Source organism: Mycoplasma enhydrae, assembly GCF_017116825.1.
Lineage (GTDB): Bacteria > Bacillota_I > Bacilli_A > Mycoplasmatales > Metamycoplasmataceae > Metamycoplasma > Metamycoplasma enhydrae.
The window spans coordinates 1-18,522 of the sequence record NZ_JAFIRD010000006.1; the positions used below are offsets into that span (position 1 = coordinate 1).

The window sequence follows — 18,522 nt, forward strand, 5'->3', positions numbered from 1 at the left end:
TCTGGAATTTTTTCTCCAGTAAGCACTCTCATACACAACTTGTATAAAAATATTCTTGTCTTATATTTTTTCATAATAAAAAACATATCCTCCATTTGTGGTAGTCCACTAATAGGGGATATGTTTAAAGATTAAGTTCACAGGAAGTTTTGCAGATGTTTTTCTTTGAAAGATTTTTAGAAAGATTATCACATTCCAAATATAAATTAAATTTTGTGATCAAGGGCGGATTGCTAATCTCATCAATGATTGGAATAGATAACAGGACTACAATGGATATGGATGTAACTGTAAAAGGATTTTCCTTAAAAGAGGAAGTCATTAAAAATATAATTTTAGAAATCTTAGATATAGAAGTTAGTGATGGAATACAGTTTGAGGTTACTAACATTACTCATATTCATGAAAAAAATGAATATGAAAATTTTAGAGTACATCTAATTGCCATATTCGGAAAAATAAAAAATGCTATGAAAATTGATATTACAACAGGAGATGTAATTACACCAAAAGAAATAGAATATGTATACCCCTGCATGTTTGAGAAGGAAGGGCTTAAAGTTCTTGCATATCCTGTTGAAACAATACTCGCGGAAAAATATGAGAGTGTTATAAAAAGAAATATATCTACAACAAGAATGAGAGATTTTTATGATTTATATAGCTTATATCGTTTAAGAAAAAAGGATATTGATTTTAGTGTTCTTAAACGGGCTATTTTATCAACAGCAAAAAAAAGAGATAGTATGTCTTTTATTCAAGAGGCAAATGAAATTATAAATGATATTAGAGAAGATAACTACTTAAAAGAATTGTGAAAGTTATATTCGGAAGATAATCCATATATAAAAAAACTTGATTTCTTAGATACAGTAGAAGCACTCAAGATAATAGCTGAAAAAATAGAAATTTAGAAGATAGAGAAATCATCTCTTCATCTCCTTATTTATAATAAATCTTGTAGTTTTTTGTATCCTGTAAGGCCTGTTCATTGTAGTTTTTGAGAAAAAATAATTTCCGAATTAGAAATTCAAGTTACCTCACATTTATATTTACAATAATGTATTGCACTTGATATTTCACTTAAAAAATCAGACTCACAGCCTGATTTTTTGTTATTTTTCAAATTCTTTTTTTACGTATTTTGAATTAAATAAATAAAGCAAGCTTCCTCAATCTAAATCAAAACTAACAATATCTCCGGGTTTATAGATTTTTTTGCTATTTTGAGCATTGATTATTAAATGATCAGAAGAACCACCTAAAATTTCTAAATCTTTATCACGTGGAATCATTGCATCAAACATAGTATCAAGTTTTCCAATTGCTAATATAATTCGCTTTATATCACCAATATCATCAAAGTGAGGAACATGTCCAAAAGCATCAATTCCACAAGCTCCTACAGGTAATGATGATTTATAATCTACTTCTATTACTTCAGCTTCACATCTAAAAGCATCGCGATGCATACCTTCGATAGTTTGACGATACATATCTTCAGTGCCAAATATCATAGCAAAGCCCATTCTTAAAAAATTAATTTCAGCAGGCATTCTATTTTCTCAAACCATATGCAAACTTAAAGAATTACCACCTGACATGTGACTAAGTTTAATATTTAGTTCTCTTTCAATTTCATGTTGTAATTCAACAAATTGTGACATAGACTCATCTGAAGGAACTCTAGCTCCATAACAGCCAAAATTGCAACCTAATCCAATTAATTTTATACCCCTTAATTCAGATATTTTTCTAGCTATATCTAAGGTTTCTTCTGGTAAATAGCCTTCACGTCTATCACCTAAGTCTACCATTAGCACTATTTCATGTGGTTTTAAATTGTTTTTTAGCACATAATCATTTATTTTTTCAATAACATGAATATCCCCATTTAGTGATGAGTCACATAGCTCAAGCATTCTAGGAATTTCACTAATCATTGGAATTCTAAGTAATTGCTTATGTCCTGGTATATCTTTATAAATTTCAAAATTATCTAATCTAGATTCACCAAAGTATTTTATACCTGCTTCATAATATAATTCTGCCATTCTACGATTACCACAGAATCCTTTAGTTACTGCTAATACTTCAATATTTTTTTGTTTACAAATTTCTATAGCTCTTTTTACATTGTGTTTAAATTTAATTTCGTTAATAATTAATTTTGGAAAACTCATTCTACCTCTTTAGTTTTTTGTTTTATTTTTTAGAATAAAAAAGTCTTTTTTACCTTTTTTTAATAGAGCATATTTATTAGCATAATTATTGAATTCAATTTCTTGGTTTTCATTTTCAATAACAATTCCATCAATTGAAAATGATTTTTTGGATATAAATTCTCTGGTTTCACGATTTGAACAAGTTATTTTGTAATTGTTAATCAAGTCAATAAACTTAGTTTTTTGGTTTATTTCTAAAACTGGAATTGAGCCCCTTATCATTTCAATATCTTCTAAATTTAGTTGTTCATCACTTTTAGAAAATAACACTTCACTGATTTTTTTAGCAGTATTTGCAATTTCATTTGAATAAATATCTTTAATAACTTCATATGCTAATGTTTTTTGAGCAATACGGTGATGCTTTTTTTCATTGTGATTAGACATTATTTGGCTAATTTCTTTTAGATCTAAAAAAGTTAATATTTTTAAGAACTCTTCAACTTTTTTATCTGATACATTTAATAAAAATTGATATAAAGCATATGGACTGGTCATTTTGCTATCTAATCACAGTGCTCCTCCACCTGTGGATTTGCTGTATTTATTACCGTTTTCATCAGTTAATAAATTAATTGTTAAAGCAACTGCTTCTTTAGAATCTGAGGGATTTATTTTTCTAATAAACTCTAGTCCTGTTGTTATATTGCCTCATTGATCAGAGCCTCCAACTTGAATTTTAGTATCATAATTAAAATACATATTTTTAAAATCTCAACCCTGTAGTAATTGATATGTCAATTCAGTAAAGGTTAGACCGTTTTCTAATCTTGTATTAATACTTTCTTTTTCTAAAAGATAATTAACATTAATTAGTGTTCCGACTTCTCTTAAAAATTGCATAACACTCATATCCTTATAAAAATCATAATTATCAACAACTGTTAGTCCAAAACTTTCTAGTTGTTTTTTAATAGCTGCTTTATTTTTTTGAACATCACTATCACTTAATAATACACGTTCAGTGCTTCTAAAGCTAGGGTCCCCGATCATTCCAGTCATACCACCTAAAACTGCATATGGTTTATAACCAGCTTTTTTAAACCTTAACAAAGTTAAGATTTGTAAATAGTTGCCTAAGTGTAAACTTTTTGCAGTTGGATCAAAACCAATATAAACTCCAGAACCTTTTTTAATTTTTAAAAATTTTTCTTCACTTGAAATGTTATTTAAAATTTGTCTTTGTTTTAGTTCTTCTAAAAATTTTGCTGGCATATTATCTCCTAAATTTGTGTAATGATGTTGAGGTTATTAAAATAAATATATGTAAATTATAATATATAAATAAATTTAGATTTTTTAAATGTCAAGTGGTTTTAGATTATATATTTGCTTTTAATATTTGCTTTTAATTTAAATTCAAAAGTCATTACTTGCGACAATATCAAAAATATTTATATCAATTCCAACTTAATCTATATAATTTAGTAACAAATTAAATGTAATTTAGGAGAAATATGAAAATTAAAATAATTGTAGATTCATCTTGTGGACTTAATGAAGCCCAAGCAAATGAAATGGGCTGAGGCTTTATTCCTCTTCAAGCAGAAGTTGAAGGGAAAACTTATCAAATTGGTAAAGATATTTTAATAGATGATTATGTTAAATTATGAAAAGAAAACCGCAAAATAGATGCCAAGACATCAGCGTCATCTTTAGGATATAATGAAGAAGTTGTAGCAAAATATCTAAATGATTATGACAAAATTATCATATATCCAATTTCTAAGTTTTTATCTTCACAAACCAATTTTTTAACAACTCAATTTCAAGATAATGACAAAGTTTTTGTTGTTCAATCTAAACATTTATCTTTTTTAATTTTTAAAAATTTACTTGAATTTGAACAAAAAATTAAAGATGGTGTCGCATTTGAAGAAGCTTGTGAAATATTTGAAAAAAATAATGACAAATTAATTTTAATTCCGCAATTTAATGATGCCTTAGTTAAAGGTGGAAGATTATCAAAAAGTGCTGCAGCTATTGCAAAATTGCTAAGAATTGTACCTATTTTAAAATTCGATAACGGAATTCTTGAAAAAGAAGCAATTGGAAGAATATTTAGCAAATCACTTGAAAAAGTTGTGGCCGATATGTGAAAAAACAATCAAGAAAACATCACAAATAAATGCTTATTAATAATTCATTCTGGAAGTGAATTATTAGAAGAATTAACAGCTAAATTTAAGAACATTATTAATAACCAAATACCTGTTTATTCGCTCGATTTACCAGTAGATATTGCTATTCATACTGGTGTTGGAGCAGTGTGTACGACAATAATTAAAATTGATCCTAAAATTGAATCTAAGTTCTTTAAATATGCTAAAAAATGATAATTTTTAAGGCCTTTTTTTGAATAGAAGTGCCTTTTTATTAATTTTATTAAAATCTATGTTAAGATATGTCATTATTAATAATAATGACTTTTTAATAATTAAATGAGGAGATAAATATATGGAAACTAATGTAATTGAAGATAAAAAAATATATGATGATTTTGGTTCTTTAGCTGACAATAAGAAAAAAAACTCGATTACTTTATTGCTTAAAATATTACTTTTAAGTGTTTTTGCTTTGAGTTCTTTATTGCTATTATTTTTAGCACCACAATCTTTATTTGCAAATAGATTGTTCATTAACAAAGATATTCAATATTTTTTAGTTTTTACTAACCCTGCAACTGAAAGAATTAATTATCTTGTTTTATTTCGGATGTTTTTTTTAATTGGAATATTTATATATACAATAGCTAAAAATTTTTCAAATATTCTTGATAACAAAGTTAACACTAAAAAATATATTCCTTGGTTTGTAATTTATTTATTATTTTCATTAATCTCAGTTACTTTATTGTTTAGTTTTTTTAAAAACGACACAATGTCTTATTATTATTTATCCTATTTTTCAGTTTTTGTTTTAGCTTGTGACATATCTTATTCAGTGTACACATATAAGTTAAAAAGAAAAACAAATCCTTTGGTTTATAAATCAAAGACTCCAACAATAATTTCAATTACTTCAAGAATTATTTTAGTGCTAAGTTTTTTAATCACTATTAGTGTTTGAATATTTAGTATAAAAGGTGATAAATTTGATTTTTTAAACAATAATATTGTTCATAAAACTTTCATAGATTTATTTAACAAAAGAGATATCAAAAACTTATTTTTAAATATTTTATTATTTTTATTCCTAGTTTTAGTTATTTGTGGAATTAATATTGAAAGAATTATTATTGTAACTTCTAAGAAACATAATTTTGCTGATACAAAAGAAAAAATATTATTATGAATCGTATTTGGTTTTGTTGGTTTAATTTGATTTACAAGAGCTATATTTTATAAAAATAGTACTACAATAATTGACACTAAAATAAATAGCAATAATTACTTATATTTAATTGGATTATTAGGAATATTTATTGCGTTTAGTTTTTATGTAACTCTAAATTTTGCTAAAAAACTAAAATTAAGAGGCTCATTAGCTAAAACTGTAACTATGTCATTTAGTTTAGTGGTTATTTGAATTATTGCTAGTTTAACTGCTTTAAAAAGTAGTGGCTTATTAGTTAATAACATAATGACCTTATTTGCAGCTTTAAGTACTCTTATCATTATTTGTATTTATAAATGAAATAATAACTCTGAAAGTTTATATGTAGCTATATTTATTAAACTAATTGCCATTATGGTTGGCACAACATTAATACTAAATGGAATTAATAGTCTATTATTAGCAAACAACAATGAATCTTTCTATCATATAAATTCAATATTGTCTTTAAATCAAATATTTATAATCACAACATTGAGCCTAGTTTTTGCTTTTAGTATCTCTGTATTAATTAATTTAATGGTTGTATTGTTTAAATTAACTAAGAAAAACAAAACCAAAGCGATAAGTGAGGCTAAATAGTGAAAACAGATAAAAAAGAAATAAAAGTTCTTAAAGATTGTTATAACAAAATTGAAGAATATAACCAAAAATTTTTAGATATAAAATCTGCTAATAAATTTATAAGTTACCAAAAACTATTTTCTACACTTTTAATTAAAGCTTCACATGGCTCAAAAAATAGAGACCTTGAAAAAATATCTAATTCTTTATATTTAGCTTTAGAAAAAAGATTTGATGTTATTTTTGATGACTTTATTATCAAATATGAACTATCAGAACACTTAAATAATTATTTTATTAGCCCAACCACTTCTAACACCATTAGCACTAATTTTGAATCTATTGACTTAAGTGCTAATAACAAAATTCAAGATCCAACATTAATCAAATTACTTAACTCAGAAATTAAATCATTACTAAAAGATGGTTTTATTGTCGAAATAATGAAGGGAATAGCTATTTGACAGCGTCAAAAAATTGAAATTTATTTCAGTAAAGAAAATATATTAAGGTGATAATATGCATGTAAAAAAATGAGAGGAAAAACTTCAAAATTTAGAGAATATTTTGACTAAAGTGAATAACACTAAAAATATTCTCCTTATTGACATAATGAAGTTAACAAAAAAACTAAGGTTTAATATTACCAACTCTTTGCTTAACATTAACCTTATCACCGCTATTAACCAAAAATATGCTATTAAAAATAAATTAATTCACAATAAAAACAACAAGGGCGCTATTTTAAATAAAATTAAATCGATTTTTAAAAGAAGCCCAAAATTATGAATTTATCTAACTGAAAAACAAAAATACTCAACTGATTCATATACACGTTATGAAAAGAAGTTACTTGAAGTTGCAGCTAAAAATAAAGATGATTTTATAGCTATAGGTGACCGTGCTACAGAATTTTGCAAAACAAACAAACTAAACATTGTTAAATCTTATAGCGAAGAAGATAAAACAATAACTAATATTCCTCTAGTTTTAAGTCAGTTAATCAAAATTTTAAATTTAGAAAATAATTACTCTGAAGTTAACTTTGTTCTAAATACTAATAAAAACTTTAATGGCTATTTTACAATACTTCCAATAGACCAATTTGATGTTAATAAATTAGTACATGAAGAAAAAATTAATACTTTAGCATTTGATATATCTAATTTTAAGATTTATCCTAAAATTGAAGAATTTATTGAAAACGAAATTAATATTTTTCTTGAAAATGCTATTTATTCTTTAGTAATCGAATCTTCATTTTATAATGCTAAAAATGACCTTGTAACTACAAATAAAATTGTAGGTCAAATCGAAGAAGAAATCGAAAGCATTAAGAAAAAAACCATGCGTATTCGAAGAGAAAAAGAAATTGAAGAAATTGTTATGTTAACTATGTCTAATGAAAAAAATGGAGGATTTAAATAATGTCAAAGAATTCTTCATTTAAAATAATTATCAATTATATTGATAACAAATCACTTGTTATTCGAAACGCAGAGCTTTATGTTAACATTGACGACAACGATGATTGAGCTTTAGTCGATTCAGATGCCGTAATGGCTTATGACAAGACAGTTATTAAAATTAATGATATAGACACTAATAAGCAGTTTTATTTATTCTTATTTAATACTAATGTGATTGTTTATAACAAAGAAATTGTTATTAATACTTTTAACAAAGAAATGATTTACAAAAAATCAAATAAGGCAATAAATAATAAACAGCAAATTAATGAATTAAATGAAAAAATTAAATACTTTAATTCATTACAAACAATTGGTTTAAGTTTAGATCAATATATTGAATGAAACAATTTAAAAAGAAAACTATATATTGAAAATATTAAGCACAACCTTAAACTGATAGGAGAAAACAATTATGAAAATCAAAAATAAAATTTTGGCACTTGGTTCTATCCCGATTCTGGCTTTAGCACCAACTTTTGTTGTTTCATCTTATTTTTCAAAACAAAAAGATGATAAAAATAAGGAAGATAAACTCTCACCTGATTTTGGTCAATTTCTTAATATAGCTAATGAAAAAATAAAAGAAGGAACAACCAAAACAATCGATTCAATAATTAGTTTTCTAAAAAATGAACAAAATAAATTAGTTGCTTTTTTAAATAGTAACGATGAAAAAACCCAAAATCAATATAAAAGTACTTTTGAAAAAGCAATTTATGTTAAAAACTTAATTATTTATTTTGAAAGAAACAAAGAAGCAATACTAAAAAAACCTCAAAACACTGCTGGTTTTAACATTGTGTTTCCATTTGTTGTTGCCAAAAATGAAAAATTTGAAATGTCAGATATATCTTTTAATAACAAAATATATGAAGAAATTAGAGTTGGTTCTACTGAAGATACAAATTACAAAGAACAATTGGGTATGGGTACTCAAAATAAAATAACAAAAAAAAGTACTCGAACAAACACTGTTTCAAAGAAAAAGTTTGAAGAATTAATTGCAAATTATTTCAATGACCTAAATGAACAATTACCTAAAATGTTATTAGAAGAAAAAGATATTCCTAGATTTGGAAAAGATTTAAGTTTCAAACATGAAATTGATGAAGTTATACCTAAAGGTTTCAAATCTTGACAAGATTATATTCAACCAAAACTTAATAGGAAATTTATTGTCTTTGATATAGAACAAAATAAAAATTTTGTTGAAAAAGAACAAGAACAACAAAAGAAAGACGATGAACCCATTACTAAACCTGACTTAGTGCCTGGGGATAAACCTAAAAAGGATTTTGATCGTGAAGAACAAATTCAAGCAATACCTAATTTAATGCCATTTGTTTCAAGCAAATATGCCCTAAAAGAAGCTCAAACACTAATCAACAATTTTATAGAATTAGATGCATCAAGAAAACAAGAAATGTTTTTCTTTAATAATCCAATTAATACTAGATATAAATACACCGTTCAAGCTGTAAATAAATCAAACAAAAAAAATAGCTTAAGTGTGGATATTCATATTGTCGACCAAGTTACAAAAAAATTTAGACCTTATACTTTTGAACTAGAAGTTAATAACACTAAAGCTCAACAAGCTCTAAACCTTGTGTATGAACAAATAATTAATGCTAATAAGAATTTATTCCAGCAAATGATTAAATCATTAGGTGTGGATGAAAAAATTGATTATAATCAACTTAGAAACGATGAATTACGTGATTCATTATATAACCTAATAACTACAGCAGTCGTTTTAACCAATAGTGAATCTTATGTAAAAGAATCAAATAAAATTATTTCAAATACTGCAGCTGAATATATGAAACAAAACGATGAATCAGTTATTAAAAAAGGTATTCAACAGTCTAATAACTTATTACTAACTAGTTTATTTTCATCAAGAATTAATAATAATGATTATTTCTATTCACTTTCTCAATCACTAAAAAATGTTTTATTAAGATTTAAAGCAATAACTAAAATAAATGAAAAAATAATTAAAACTAAATTCGCACAAAGCGGAATGGATTTAAACGTTATAAATGAATACTATAATCATGTTAATCTAAAGATTTCGCGTTTAATTGCTTCAGCAAAGATAAGAACAATTGATATTATGGATTGATATGACAACTATACAACTAATGTAAATGAAGTTATGAATAACTTTGCTACTCTAGCTTTCTTGGTTGATAATAAACCAATGACAGAACAAAAGAATAAAGAAGATCTAAAAAAAGCTTATGAGATAGCTAACGCACAAATTCAAAGTGATAAAAAAATTAACACTAATGTAATGAATAAGGTTGGATATGCTCTAAGTGCTCTTTCAGGAATTATATTATTATCATCACTAATTTTTATTGGTGTTAGAAAAAATGAACTAAAAGTTCTTAAGACTAAAAAACTACTAATTACAACATTTTCAATAATTGCCATTGTTTTATTAGTTTCAATAATGATGATAGTCTTATAATATTCAAACATGCATAAATCAATGCATGTTTTTTATTATTCTAATTTTAAGTATAAAAAAAAGCACCAAATGGTGCGATTAAAATTATTTGTTTTTAGCTTTTTCTTGCTCATGTTTTTGATGTGCGGATGTTACAATTGCTCTTGTACTTTTTTCTTCATAGTCCTTTATTTCTTTATCAGCTTCTTTGTAAGCTTTCAAGTTTTCAGGATCATTTAGTTCAGCTAATCTTTCAAATACTAATTCTGTTAGTTTTTGTTGTTCAAATCTTTCAATTGTAAAGAATGATTTAATTTGTTCAGCTGATAGAGTATATATACTTGTTAGTTTTTCAATTTCTTTGTTATATAACTCTTCACTGACTTTTAATTTCTCTACTTCAACAATTTTGCCTAATATATAAGAATGTGATAAGTTCTTTTTAGCTTCATTATTGTAATTAGCAATGATTGATTCTTTTGTTGAACCTGTAAATTCTAGGTAATCATTTTCACTAATACCTTGTTGTTTGATATTCTTTAAAAAATCATTGTAGTATTTTGTAGATTCTTCACGAATGATTATGTCTGACATTTCAATTGTTGTTTTAGAATTAATTTTTTCAATGGCTTTATCCATGAATTCTTTAATTGCTATTGAGTATTTTTCTTTTAAAGCATTGTGTTTTACAAAAACATCAAAGTCTTCTTTATTATTAACTAAAGCATTAAGTTTAACTTCTTTAAGAAACTGATCATTAACTTCAGGATAATTAGGAGTTTTAATTGAATGAATTGTTACTTTAAATACTACATCTTTTCCAGCTAGATCTTTTACATGGTATGTTTCAGGAAATTTTAAGTCTAAATCCTTAGTTTCACCTTTTTTTAGTCCGATCATTTTTGTTTCAAAACCAGGAATAAATTGATTTGAACCTACTCTTAGAGTAAAATCAGCTGATGTTCCACCATCAAATTGTTTACCATCAACATATCCTTCAAAATCAAATACAACTTCGTCGTTTAATTTGATTGGTTCTTCAGAATCAAGCATTACTAAATAGTTTTCTAAAATACTTTCTTCCGTTTTTTTCAATTCTTCTTTAGATAAGTTAAGTTTTGATAATTTAATGTTTAAGCCTTTGTAATCTCCTAAATTAACTTTTGGAAATAATGGAAACTTAAATTCATATGTAACTTTATCAAAAGAAATTTCAGTAATGTTTAAAGCAGGTGTATGGTCAGTTAGATTATCATCATCTTTAATTTGGGTCAAAATATGCTTTTGGTAAACATCTTCTAAACTTCTGCTAACTGTTTTATTAATAACTTTTGATTCACTAATATATTTTTCAGCTTCTCTTAATGGAGCTTTACCTTTTCTAAATCCAGGAACGGTAATTTCTTTTGCAAGGTTTTCTCTGGTTTTATCTAAAGCCTTTTTTCATTCTTCACCTTCTAAGGTGTAATTAATAATTAATTCTGTATTGTTTTCATTTATTTTTCTTGACATTTGCGTCTCCTTGGAATAAAAAAATTATGATAATATTATAACATTATTTATTTAAATAATGCATATAAGATTGATTCAGCTTTATTTAAGTCTTTTTCTGATTTTTCATTGAATAGAACTGCTGTTACATTTTCGATAATTTTGTAATCATCATTAGTTTTATTTTTAAGTATTTCAACTCAATTTTGGAATAAATAAGCACTAAATACTTGTCTAGCTATTTTAGTTTTTGCAATATCTGAACTAAATGCGTTTATGATTCTACTTTCCATTTTTGCAATATCTGGATTCTTTAAAAAAGAGCCATCTTTTAAAGGGTTTATAATTTCATTTTTTATTTTATAATCATAATCAATGCCCTTAGTTTGCAGCAAATCATAAATTAGAGTTTGAAATCCGGAATTATCAAATCCCTCTCCATTAAAAAAGTATTGAAATTCGCTTAAGTATTTTGATATGTCTCGAGTTTTTAGTTCATTATAAATTAACATAAAAATATAATCCATTTTTTTGTTTTTTAAGGAATTAATTAACTCTAAAGTTTCTAATGAAGTTTTTGTTTTCAAATTATTTTTTTTAATTTGAAATGTAATGTTGTTTCGCACTGTTTCAATTTCCTTTTGCATTTGTGTCATTGGAAATTGTTTTTGAGCATCATCTAAAAGATATATTGCCTTTAGTGGATCTTCATAACGCATTTCTAAAATTCTATCTATAAATGCACTAAATTCTTTTTCTAATAAATTGTTCATAAATAGAATTTTACACTAATTTAAAGACAATAAAAACTATTAATAACTTATAATTATAATATGTTGATTTTTTAAAGAAATTGAAAATTTACACTAATAATTAAAGGAGATAAAATAGATGTCTAAAATACAAAAGATCTACGCATATGAAGTATTAGACAGTAGAGGTAATCCTACTGTTAAAGTGGAATTAAGTACTAAAAAAGCTTTTGCAGAAGCACTAGTTCCTTCTGGAGCTTCAACCGGTTCAAAAGAAGCTTTAGAACTAAGAGATAAGGGAACTAAATATGAAAATAATTGATATGGTGGAAAAGGTGTACAAAATGCTTGTGACCATGTTAACAATGAATTATCAAAACTATTAATTGGTAAGGATGTTAAAAATCAAAAAACAATTGATAAATTAATGATTAAAAGTGATGGCACTGAAACAAAATCAAAATATGGAGCTAATGCAATATTAGCAGTTTCTTTAGCAGTAGCCAAAGCTGCAGCTATGGAACTTAAAAAACCATTATATGAATATTTAGCTACTTTAGCAGGTAAGGACACTAACGGTTTTTCATTACCAGTTCCTATGCTTAATGTTATAAATGGTGGAGAACATGCTTCAAATACTATTGATTTTCAAGAATTTATGATTATGCCTATTGGTGCTAAAACTTTTAAGTGTGCACTTCAAATGGCAAACAAAGTATTCCATACATTAGCTAAATTACTAAAAAATGCAGGGCATGGAACTCAAGTTGGTGATGAAGGTGGTTTTGCACCTAATCTTCATACACATGAGGAAGCTTTGGATTTCTTAGTTAAGGCAATAAAAGAAGCGGGATTTAATCCAGCAACATCAGGAGAAAATGCAATAGCAATTTGTTTAGATGCAGCTAGTTCTGAAATATATGATAAAAAAGCTAAAAAATATATATTTAAGAAATTTAAGCAAGCCTTAGTTGAAAAAAGAGAAGGTTTCGAAAAATATTCACAAAATAAATATGAATTCAGTAGTCAAGAGTTAGTTGAATACTTTGGTAAATTAATTAATAATTATCCAATTATGTCTATTGAAGATTCACACCATGAAGATGATTGACAAGGTTTTATTAAAATGAATGAAGCTTATGGAAAAAAAGTTCAATTAGTTGGAGATGACTTAATTGTTACAAATCCAAAATATATTAAAATGGCAATAAACAAAAAAGCAATTAATGCTTCATTAATTAAAATTAACCAAATCGGATCATTAACAGAAACATTTAAAGCCATTCAAATGTCGCAAGATGCAAATTTAGTACCAGTTATTTCACATCGTTCAGGTGAAACAGAAGACACATTTATAGCCGATTTAGCAGTAGCATTTAGCACCGGAGAAATTAAAACAGGTTCAGTTTCAAGAACAGATCGTATAGCTAAATATAATCGTTTAATTAAAATTGAAGACGAATTACAACAAAAAGGAATTTATCCAGGTCTAAAAGCATTTAATAATTTGAAATAAAAAAGTGTATTTTTATACTTTCTAATATCAAGTCTTAAGACTAAGGCTTGATTTTTTAGTCTTGTTTAATTCAGTAATGAAAACAAAAAACCACAACTTTGAAATTGGGGCCTTAAGTGAAATACCAAGTGCAACACAAAACATGCTTGATATTTTTATTATAAAATACAAAGCCAAAATTTTTAAAAAGTACCATTTAATTTAAATCAAAGTTGATTTTGCAAAATAAAAAATCTATCACTAAATTGATAGAAAAAATAAACAATAATTTACTAAATATTTAGTTTATATAAAATTTTCTTTCAAAGAGAGTTTCTTAGCCAATCTTCATTCGAATATTTCTCTTGGCATTTCATTTATTTTATTTTGAATATTTTGCAATTCTTGAGGAGTAATTAAATTAAAATTAAATCTTTTTTTATATTCTCGTCTGAATATGCCGTTCCAGTTTTTCATTTGGACCGCGTTGAAATGAAGCGTATGATTGTGCTCGATAAATTTTTATATCTAGTCATCTTGCTAAAATGCCTATTTTTTCAAATCCTATTCCATTATCAATGTTTATGCTTTTTACACTTAAATTATTTTCCTTTATTAATTTTCTTAATTCACTATTTATTTCATAGCTTGATTTACTTAATATAAAGGCAGTGAAAGACAACTCTTGTTTTTCCTTCAGTCGAGGTTAAAATATTCCTATATCCAGAACTACGTTTACCAATTATAAGGTGGCCTATTAATGTCTTTATTCTTCTCTTAAATCAATAGATTTAGGTCTTGTCCATATTGGAAAGCTTTTGATTAACCTATTACCCCTTGATATTCCAACACATCCAATTTTTGCAGTTAATTTTACTCATTTTAAACACTTTTTTATTCTAGTTGTTTTACTTTTTACCTAGAATCTAAATCTTTACATATTTTGTTGATCGACCACTGCCTACCTGTTTTATCTTTTTATTGTCCTGTAATTCTTTTAAAGCTCGTTCTATTGTCCTTTGTGATATATCTGGACAGAGAATCATAATATCTTTTTTGGAAAGTGGTTTCAATGATTTTTGGATAACAGAAAATACCCTTTCAGGTGAAGTTAATTTTTCTTTTCCAATTAGATTAAATCTATCATCACATTCTTTGTATGCTTTTAAGAAAATACCCAGCATATACTTTATGAAAGGGAGTTCATCATTTTCTCCAGTATGCCATTTTTCACTGGAGTTCTGTAATTCTTCATAATAAGAGTTTTTGGTTTTTTCAATAAGCATTTCTATACTGATATACCTTCCAACAAAATAACCGAACTTATAAAGTAAAAGAAGTGACAGTATTCTACTCATTCTTCCATTCCCATCATCAAAGGGATGAATGCATAAGAAATCATGTATAAGTACCGGTATTAGAATTAGTGGTGGAATATTTGCTTTCACCGCTTCCTTGTAAGCCTCCACCATTTCATCAAAGTAAAGTTCTGTTTCAAAACTGCTTACAGGTCGAAATCGTACTTTTTTATTCCCGAAAGCATCTACTTCTACAATGGTGTTATCTATAGTCTTAAATTTCCCCTTATTATTTATATAGGAATAAGAATATAATTGATTATGAAGTGTTAAGATGTCATTTTTATTAAATTCTATATAGGCATAATTTTCATGGATAATATCAAGCACATGTCTATACCCTGCAATTTCTTCTTCATTTCTGTTTTTGGGTTCTGCTTTTTTATTCATCAGCTCTTTAAGTCTTACATCATTAGTATAGATCCCTTCAATAGCATTGGAAGATTTTGTACTTTGTATTTTAGCAACATCTATCATCTTATCTAAAATATCCGGATAATTTTCTACATATAGTTCTTGCTTTCCCTTATATTCATGGATCTTTGCAATAGTATGATATATATTAACAGATAAAGATAAATCCATAAGTTTTAAATAATTAAATTTTCTCAAAACAACACCTCCTTTTTTCATAGCCATTATACCATATTTGGCTATGAAAAATCAATAATGGCGAGAATAATTTCGCCATTACCTTAAGTGAAATATCAAGTGCAACACAAAACGTGCTTGATATTTTTATTATAAAAATACAAAGTTAAAATTTTTGAATAATACCATTTAATTTAAATCAAAGTTAATTTTGCAAAATAAAAAATCTATCACTAAATTGATAGAAAAAATAAACAATAATTTACTAAATATTTAGTTTATATAAAATTTTTTTTCAAAAAAGAGTTTATAGGCAGACCTTCATCCCAGTATTTCTCTTGGCATTCCATTTATTTTATTTTGAATATTTTGCAATTCTTGAGTAGTAATTAAATTAGAATTAAATCCTTTTTTATATTCACGTCTAAATATACCGTTTCAATTTTCATTTGAACCACGCTGAAATGAAGCATATGGTTCTGCTCGATAAATTCTTATATTTAGTCATCTTGCTAAAATGCCTATTTTTTCAAATTCTATTCCATTATCAATAGTTATGCTTTTTACATTTAAATTATTTTCTTTTATTAATTTTCTTAATTCACTATTTATTTCATAACCTGATTTACTTAATATAAAGGCAGTGAAATAAACATATCCTCCATTTGTGGTAGTCCACTAATAGGGGATATGTTTATCAAAGGAAATATGAAAATATTTTTTTTAATAATTTATAATTCATGTAGGTCTCCAGGGTTATTTTGTGGGGCCTTTTTTATTTTTAAATATAAAAAATTCAAGCTGCCCCACATTTATGTTTTACAATAATGTGTTGCACTTGAATTTTCAATTCAGCAACCACAACTTTGAAATTGTGGTTTAATGATTATTAATCGATTTTAACTTTAACTGAAGCACCCATTGATGTTGAAACTACAATATTTAAAATGTATGTTCCTTTAACTGCTTGTGGTTTTAGTCTTTTAATTGTTTGAATTAAGGTTTCAGCATTTTGAACCAATGCTTGAGTGGTCATTGATTTTTTACCAACTGAAGCATGTACAATACCACCTTTATCAGCACGGTAGTTTGCTTTACCTTTTTTAAGTTCTTCGACTGCTTTAGCAGGGGTTGTAGTTACAGTTCCAGTTTTTGGGTTAGGCATTAAACCTTTAGGTCCCAATTTTTTACCATATTTACCTAAAATTAACATCATTTTAGGATCTGCTACTATTACATCAAAATCGTATTTATCTTGATTTAATACTTCTGGTAGTTCTGCTGAAGAATATACATAATCAGCTCCTGCTTCTTTAGCAGATTTTTGTGCTGTTACTTCATCTGTAGCCACTAAAACTTTAACGGTTTTACCAGTTCCATTTGGTAGAACAACTGCTCCACGTAGTTGTTGATCTGATTTTCTAGTATCAAGATTTAGTCTAATTGCTATGTCTAATGATTCATCAAATTTAGCGAATGAAGCTTTTTTTGCTAGATTAATTGCATCTTCTAAAGAATAAACATCTTTTTTGTTAACTAATGTTTTTAAAACTTTAGCATTCTTTGTAATTCTTTTAGCCATTAGTTAGCACCGCCTTTTAGTCATTCATCATAACCTTCAACAGTTATACCCATATTTTTTGCAGTTCCTGCAACTTGACGCATAGCAGCTTCGATTGTATTTGCATTCATATCAACCATTTTATATTCAGCAATTTGTTTTAGTTGGTCAATTGTAATTGAACCAATTTTTTCTTTATTTGGAGCACCGCTACCTTTTTTAGCTTTAGCAGCTTGTGCTAATTTAAATGATGTAGGAGCAGTAAATAATTTGAAATCAAATGATTTGTCTTTGTATACTGTAATAAGAACTGGAACAGGTTCTGCTCCCCTGTCTCTTGTTTGGTCATTAAATGCTTTAGTAAATTCAGGCATATTAATACCAACACCAGCTAGGGCTGGACCAGGTTTTGCTTGTCCGGCCATAAATTGTAATTTAGCTTTTTTAGCTATTTCTTTTGCCATTTTAAAATCCTTTCGATAATTGTGGTGCAAATGAATTTATTTATTTTAAATTCTCCCACTTGCTAGAGGCAATTTTTAATTGCATTTAGAATTATAACACAAACATTTATTATGTTAAATAATAATTTGTTTGCTTAAAATTCATCAATATGTTGTTTTAATAGACCTATATTTTCTTCTACTATTTCAGCAGCAGTCATATCAATATATGGCTTAATTTTTGTGCCTGAAATTAGAATTGTTGGACTAACTTTAGCTCCAAAGAAATTTCATATTCCTTTTAAAAAAGAAGTATGACTGGCTCACTGATATCAACCATCAGGCGCTCCTTGGGTGGCAATAATTTTGATTACTAAATTATCTAATAATCCAACTGAACCACCTTTAGTTGAATATTTATAAGAAAACGTTTTATTTGCTACTGCAATGCGATCCAAAAAATTCTTTAAAACTGCTGGAACATTGAAATTAATCATTGGACAAGATATTATTAATTTATCAGCTTCTTTTAATAAATTAATGTATTTATTAGATAGCTCTTCAGAATATGTTTCTGGCATATTTTTTGATGTTTGACAAGTTGTTGCCATTTCTAAATCATTAAGATCTAACTCGATGATTTCTTCATTTTGATGATTTGTTTTATATAATTCAACAAATTTTTTGGTTAATAAAGTAGAAATTGAGTTTTTTGGCTGTATTGGTGAAGAGTATAAAACTAAAATTTTTGACATATAAATCTCCTTAACATTATT

The 18,522-nt window shown here is 26.2% G+C and carries 17 protein-coding genes and 1 pseudogene; 8 read left to right on the forward strand and 10 right to left on the reverse strand.

All coding sequences use genetic code 4. The features are described 5' to 3' along the window. Positions 1–155: 155 nt before the first annotated feature. Complete coding sequence (locus JXZ91_RS02555) at positions 156–914, forward strand: nucleotidyl transferase AbiEii/AbiGii toxin family protein (protein WP_205851452.1); 759 nt, start codon at positions 156–158, stop codon at positions 912–914. A 201-nt stretch (positions 915–1,115) separates the two neighbouring features. On the opposite strand, the gene JXZ91_RS03495 is transcribed toward JXZ91_RS02555, so the two are convergent. Together JXZ91_RS03495 and tyrS are read right to left on the reverse strand one after the other, a co-directional pair. Next, positions 1,116–2,183 (reverse strand): alanine/ornithine racemase family PLP-dependent enzyme, encoded by a 1,068-nt coding sequence (locus tag JXZ91_RS03495; RefSeq protein ID WP_205851453.1) that lies wholly within the window; start codon positions 2,181–2,183, stop codon positions 1,116–1,118. 9 nt (positions 2,184–2,192) lie between these two features. Continuing rightward, the gene (tyrS, locus tag JXZ91_RS02565) at positions 2,193–3,440 is read right to left on the reverse strand and encodes a tyrosine--tRNA ligase (RefSeq protein WP_205851454.1); all 1,248 of its coding nucleotides are present in this window, start codon (positions 3,438–3,440) and stop codon (positions 2,193–2,195) included. A gap of 242 nt (positions 3,441–3,682) precedes the next feature. Here tyrS and JXZ91_RS02570 point away from each other — a divergent pair, with 242 nt between their 5' ends. From JXZ91_RS02570 to JXZ91_RS02595, 6 genes are all read left to right on the forward strand, one after another. After that, a complete protein-coding gene (locus tag JXZ91_RS02570; RefSeq protein ID WP_205851455.1) occupies positions 3,683–4,564 on the forward strand; it encodes a DegV family protein in 882 nt (293 codons plus the stop codon). Positions 4,565–4,682: 118 nt separating this feature from the next. Then, on the forward strand, positions 4,683–6,143 hold the full coding sequence (locus JXZ91_RS02575) for an MSC_0624 family F1-like ATPase-associated membrane protein (protein ID WP_205851456.1): 1,461 nt from the start codon (positions 4,683–4,685) through the stop codon (positions 6,141–6,143). Then, positions 6,143–6,643 (forward strand): MSC_0623 family F1-like ATPase-associated protein, encoded by a 501-nt coding sequence (locus JXZ91_RS02580; RefSeq protein ID WP_205851457.1) that lies wholly within the window; start codon positions 6,143–6,145, stop codon positions 6,641–6,643. Before JXZ91_RS02575 ends, JXZ91_RS02580 begins: the two co-directional genes overlap by 1 nt. A gap of 1 nt (position 6,644) precedes the next feature. Next, entirely contained in the window at positions 6,645–7,553 is a 909-nt protein-coding gene (locus JXZ91_RS02585; RefSeq protein WP_205851458.1) for an MSC_0622 family F1-like ATPase gamma subunit, read from the forward strand. Further along, positions 7,553–8,026 carry an MSC_0621 family F1-like ATPase epsilon subunit gene (locus JXZ91_RS02590; protein ID WP_205851459.1) on the forward strand — a complete coding sequence of 158 codons (474 nt, stop codon included), beginning with the start codon at positions 7,553–7,555 and terminating at the stop codon, positions 8,024–8,026. The genes JXZ91_RS02585 and JXZ91_RS02590 overlap by 1 nt, the downstream gene beginning before the upstream one ends. Further along, a complete protein-coding gene (locus tag JXZ91_RS02595) occupies positions 8,010–10,076 on the forward strand; it encodes an MSC_0620 family F1-like ATPase-associated subunit (protein WP_205851460.1) in 2,067 nt (688 codons plus the stop codon). Before JXZ91_RS02590 ends, JXZ91_RS02595 begins: the two co-directional genes overlap by 17 nt. 84 nt (positions 10,077–10,160) lie before the next feature. On the opposite strand, the gene tig is transcribed toward JXZ91_RS02595, so the two are convergent. Together tig and JXZ91_RS02605 are read right to left on the reverse strand one after the other, a co-directional pair. Next, on the reverse strand, positions 10,161–11,567 hold the full coding sequence (gene tig, locus JXZ91_RS02600) for a trigger factor (protein ID WP_205851461.1): 1,407 nt from the start codon (positions 11,565–11,567) through the stop codon (positions 10,161–10,163). A gap of 47 nt (positions 11,568–11,614) precedes the next feature. After that, positions 11,615–12,319: a hypothetical protein gene (locus tag JXZ91_RS02605; protein ID WP_205851462.1), complete on the reverse strand. Its 705-nt coding sequence runs from the start codon at positions 12,317–12,319 to the stop codon at positions 11,615–11,617. Positions 12,320–12,437: 118 nt separating this feature from the next. Here JXZ91_RS02605 and eno point away from each other — a divergent pair, with 118 nt between their 5' ends. Continuing rightward, positions 12,438–13,814, forward strand: coding sequence for a phosphopyruvate hydratase (gene eno, locus JXZ91_RS02610; protein ID WP_205851463.1), 1,377 nt, complete (start codon positions 12,438–12,440; stop codon positions 13,812–13,814). Between the two features lie 285 nt (positions 13,815–14,099). On the opposite strand, the gene JXZ91_RS02615 is transcribed toward eno, so the two are convergent. From JXZ91_RS02615 to JXZ91_RS02635, 6 genes and pseudogenes are all read right to left on the reverse strand, one after another. After that, the gene (locus JXZ91_RS02615) at positions 14,100–14,270 is read right to left on the reverse strand and encodes a hypothetical protein (RefSeq protein ID WP_205851464.1); all 171 of its coding nucleotides are present in this window, start codon (positions 14,268–14,270) and stop codon (positions 14,100–14,102) included. Between the two features lie 449 nt (positions 14,271–14,719). Next, entirely contained in the window at positions 14,720–15,784 is a 1,065-nt protein-coding gene (locus tag JXZ91_RS02620; protein ID WP_205851465.1) for a Fic family protein, read from the reverse strand. Positions 15,785–16,015: 231 nt separating this feature from the next. After that, positions 16,016–16,396: pseudogene (locus JXZ91_RS03780) on the reverse strand (IS30 family transposase); the annotation flags it as partial. 235 nt (positions 16,397–16,631) lie between these two features. Next, entirely contained in the window at positions 16,632–17,324 is a 693-nt protein-coding gene (gene rplA / locus JXZ91_RS02625; protein ID WP_205851466.1) for a 50S ribosomal protein L1, read from the reverse strand. Further along, positions 17,324–17,767 (reverse strand): 50S ribosomal protein L11, encoded by a 444-nt coding sequence (gene rplK / locus JXZ91_RS02630; RefSeq protein WP_205851467.1) that lies wholly within the window; start codon positions 17,765–17,767, stop codon positions 17,324–17,326. Before rplK ends, rplA begins: the two co-directional genes overlap by 1 nt. A gap of 134 nt (positions 17,768–17,901) precedes the next feature. Continuing rightward, complete coding sequence (locus JXZ91_RS02635) at positions 17,902–18,501, reverse strand: FMN-dependent NADH-azoreductase (protein WP_205851468.1); 600 nt, start codon at positions 18,499–18,501, stop codon at positions 17,902–17,904. Positions 18,502–18,522: the final 21 nt, after the last annotated feature.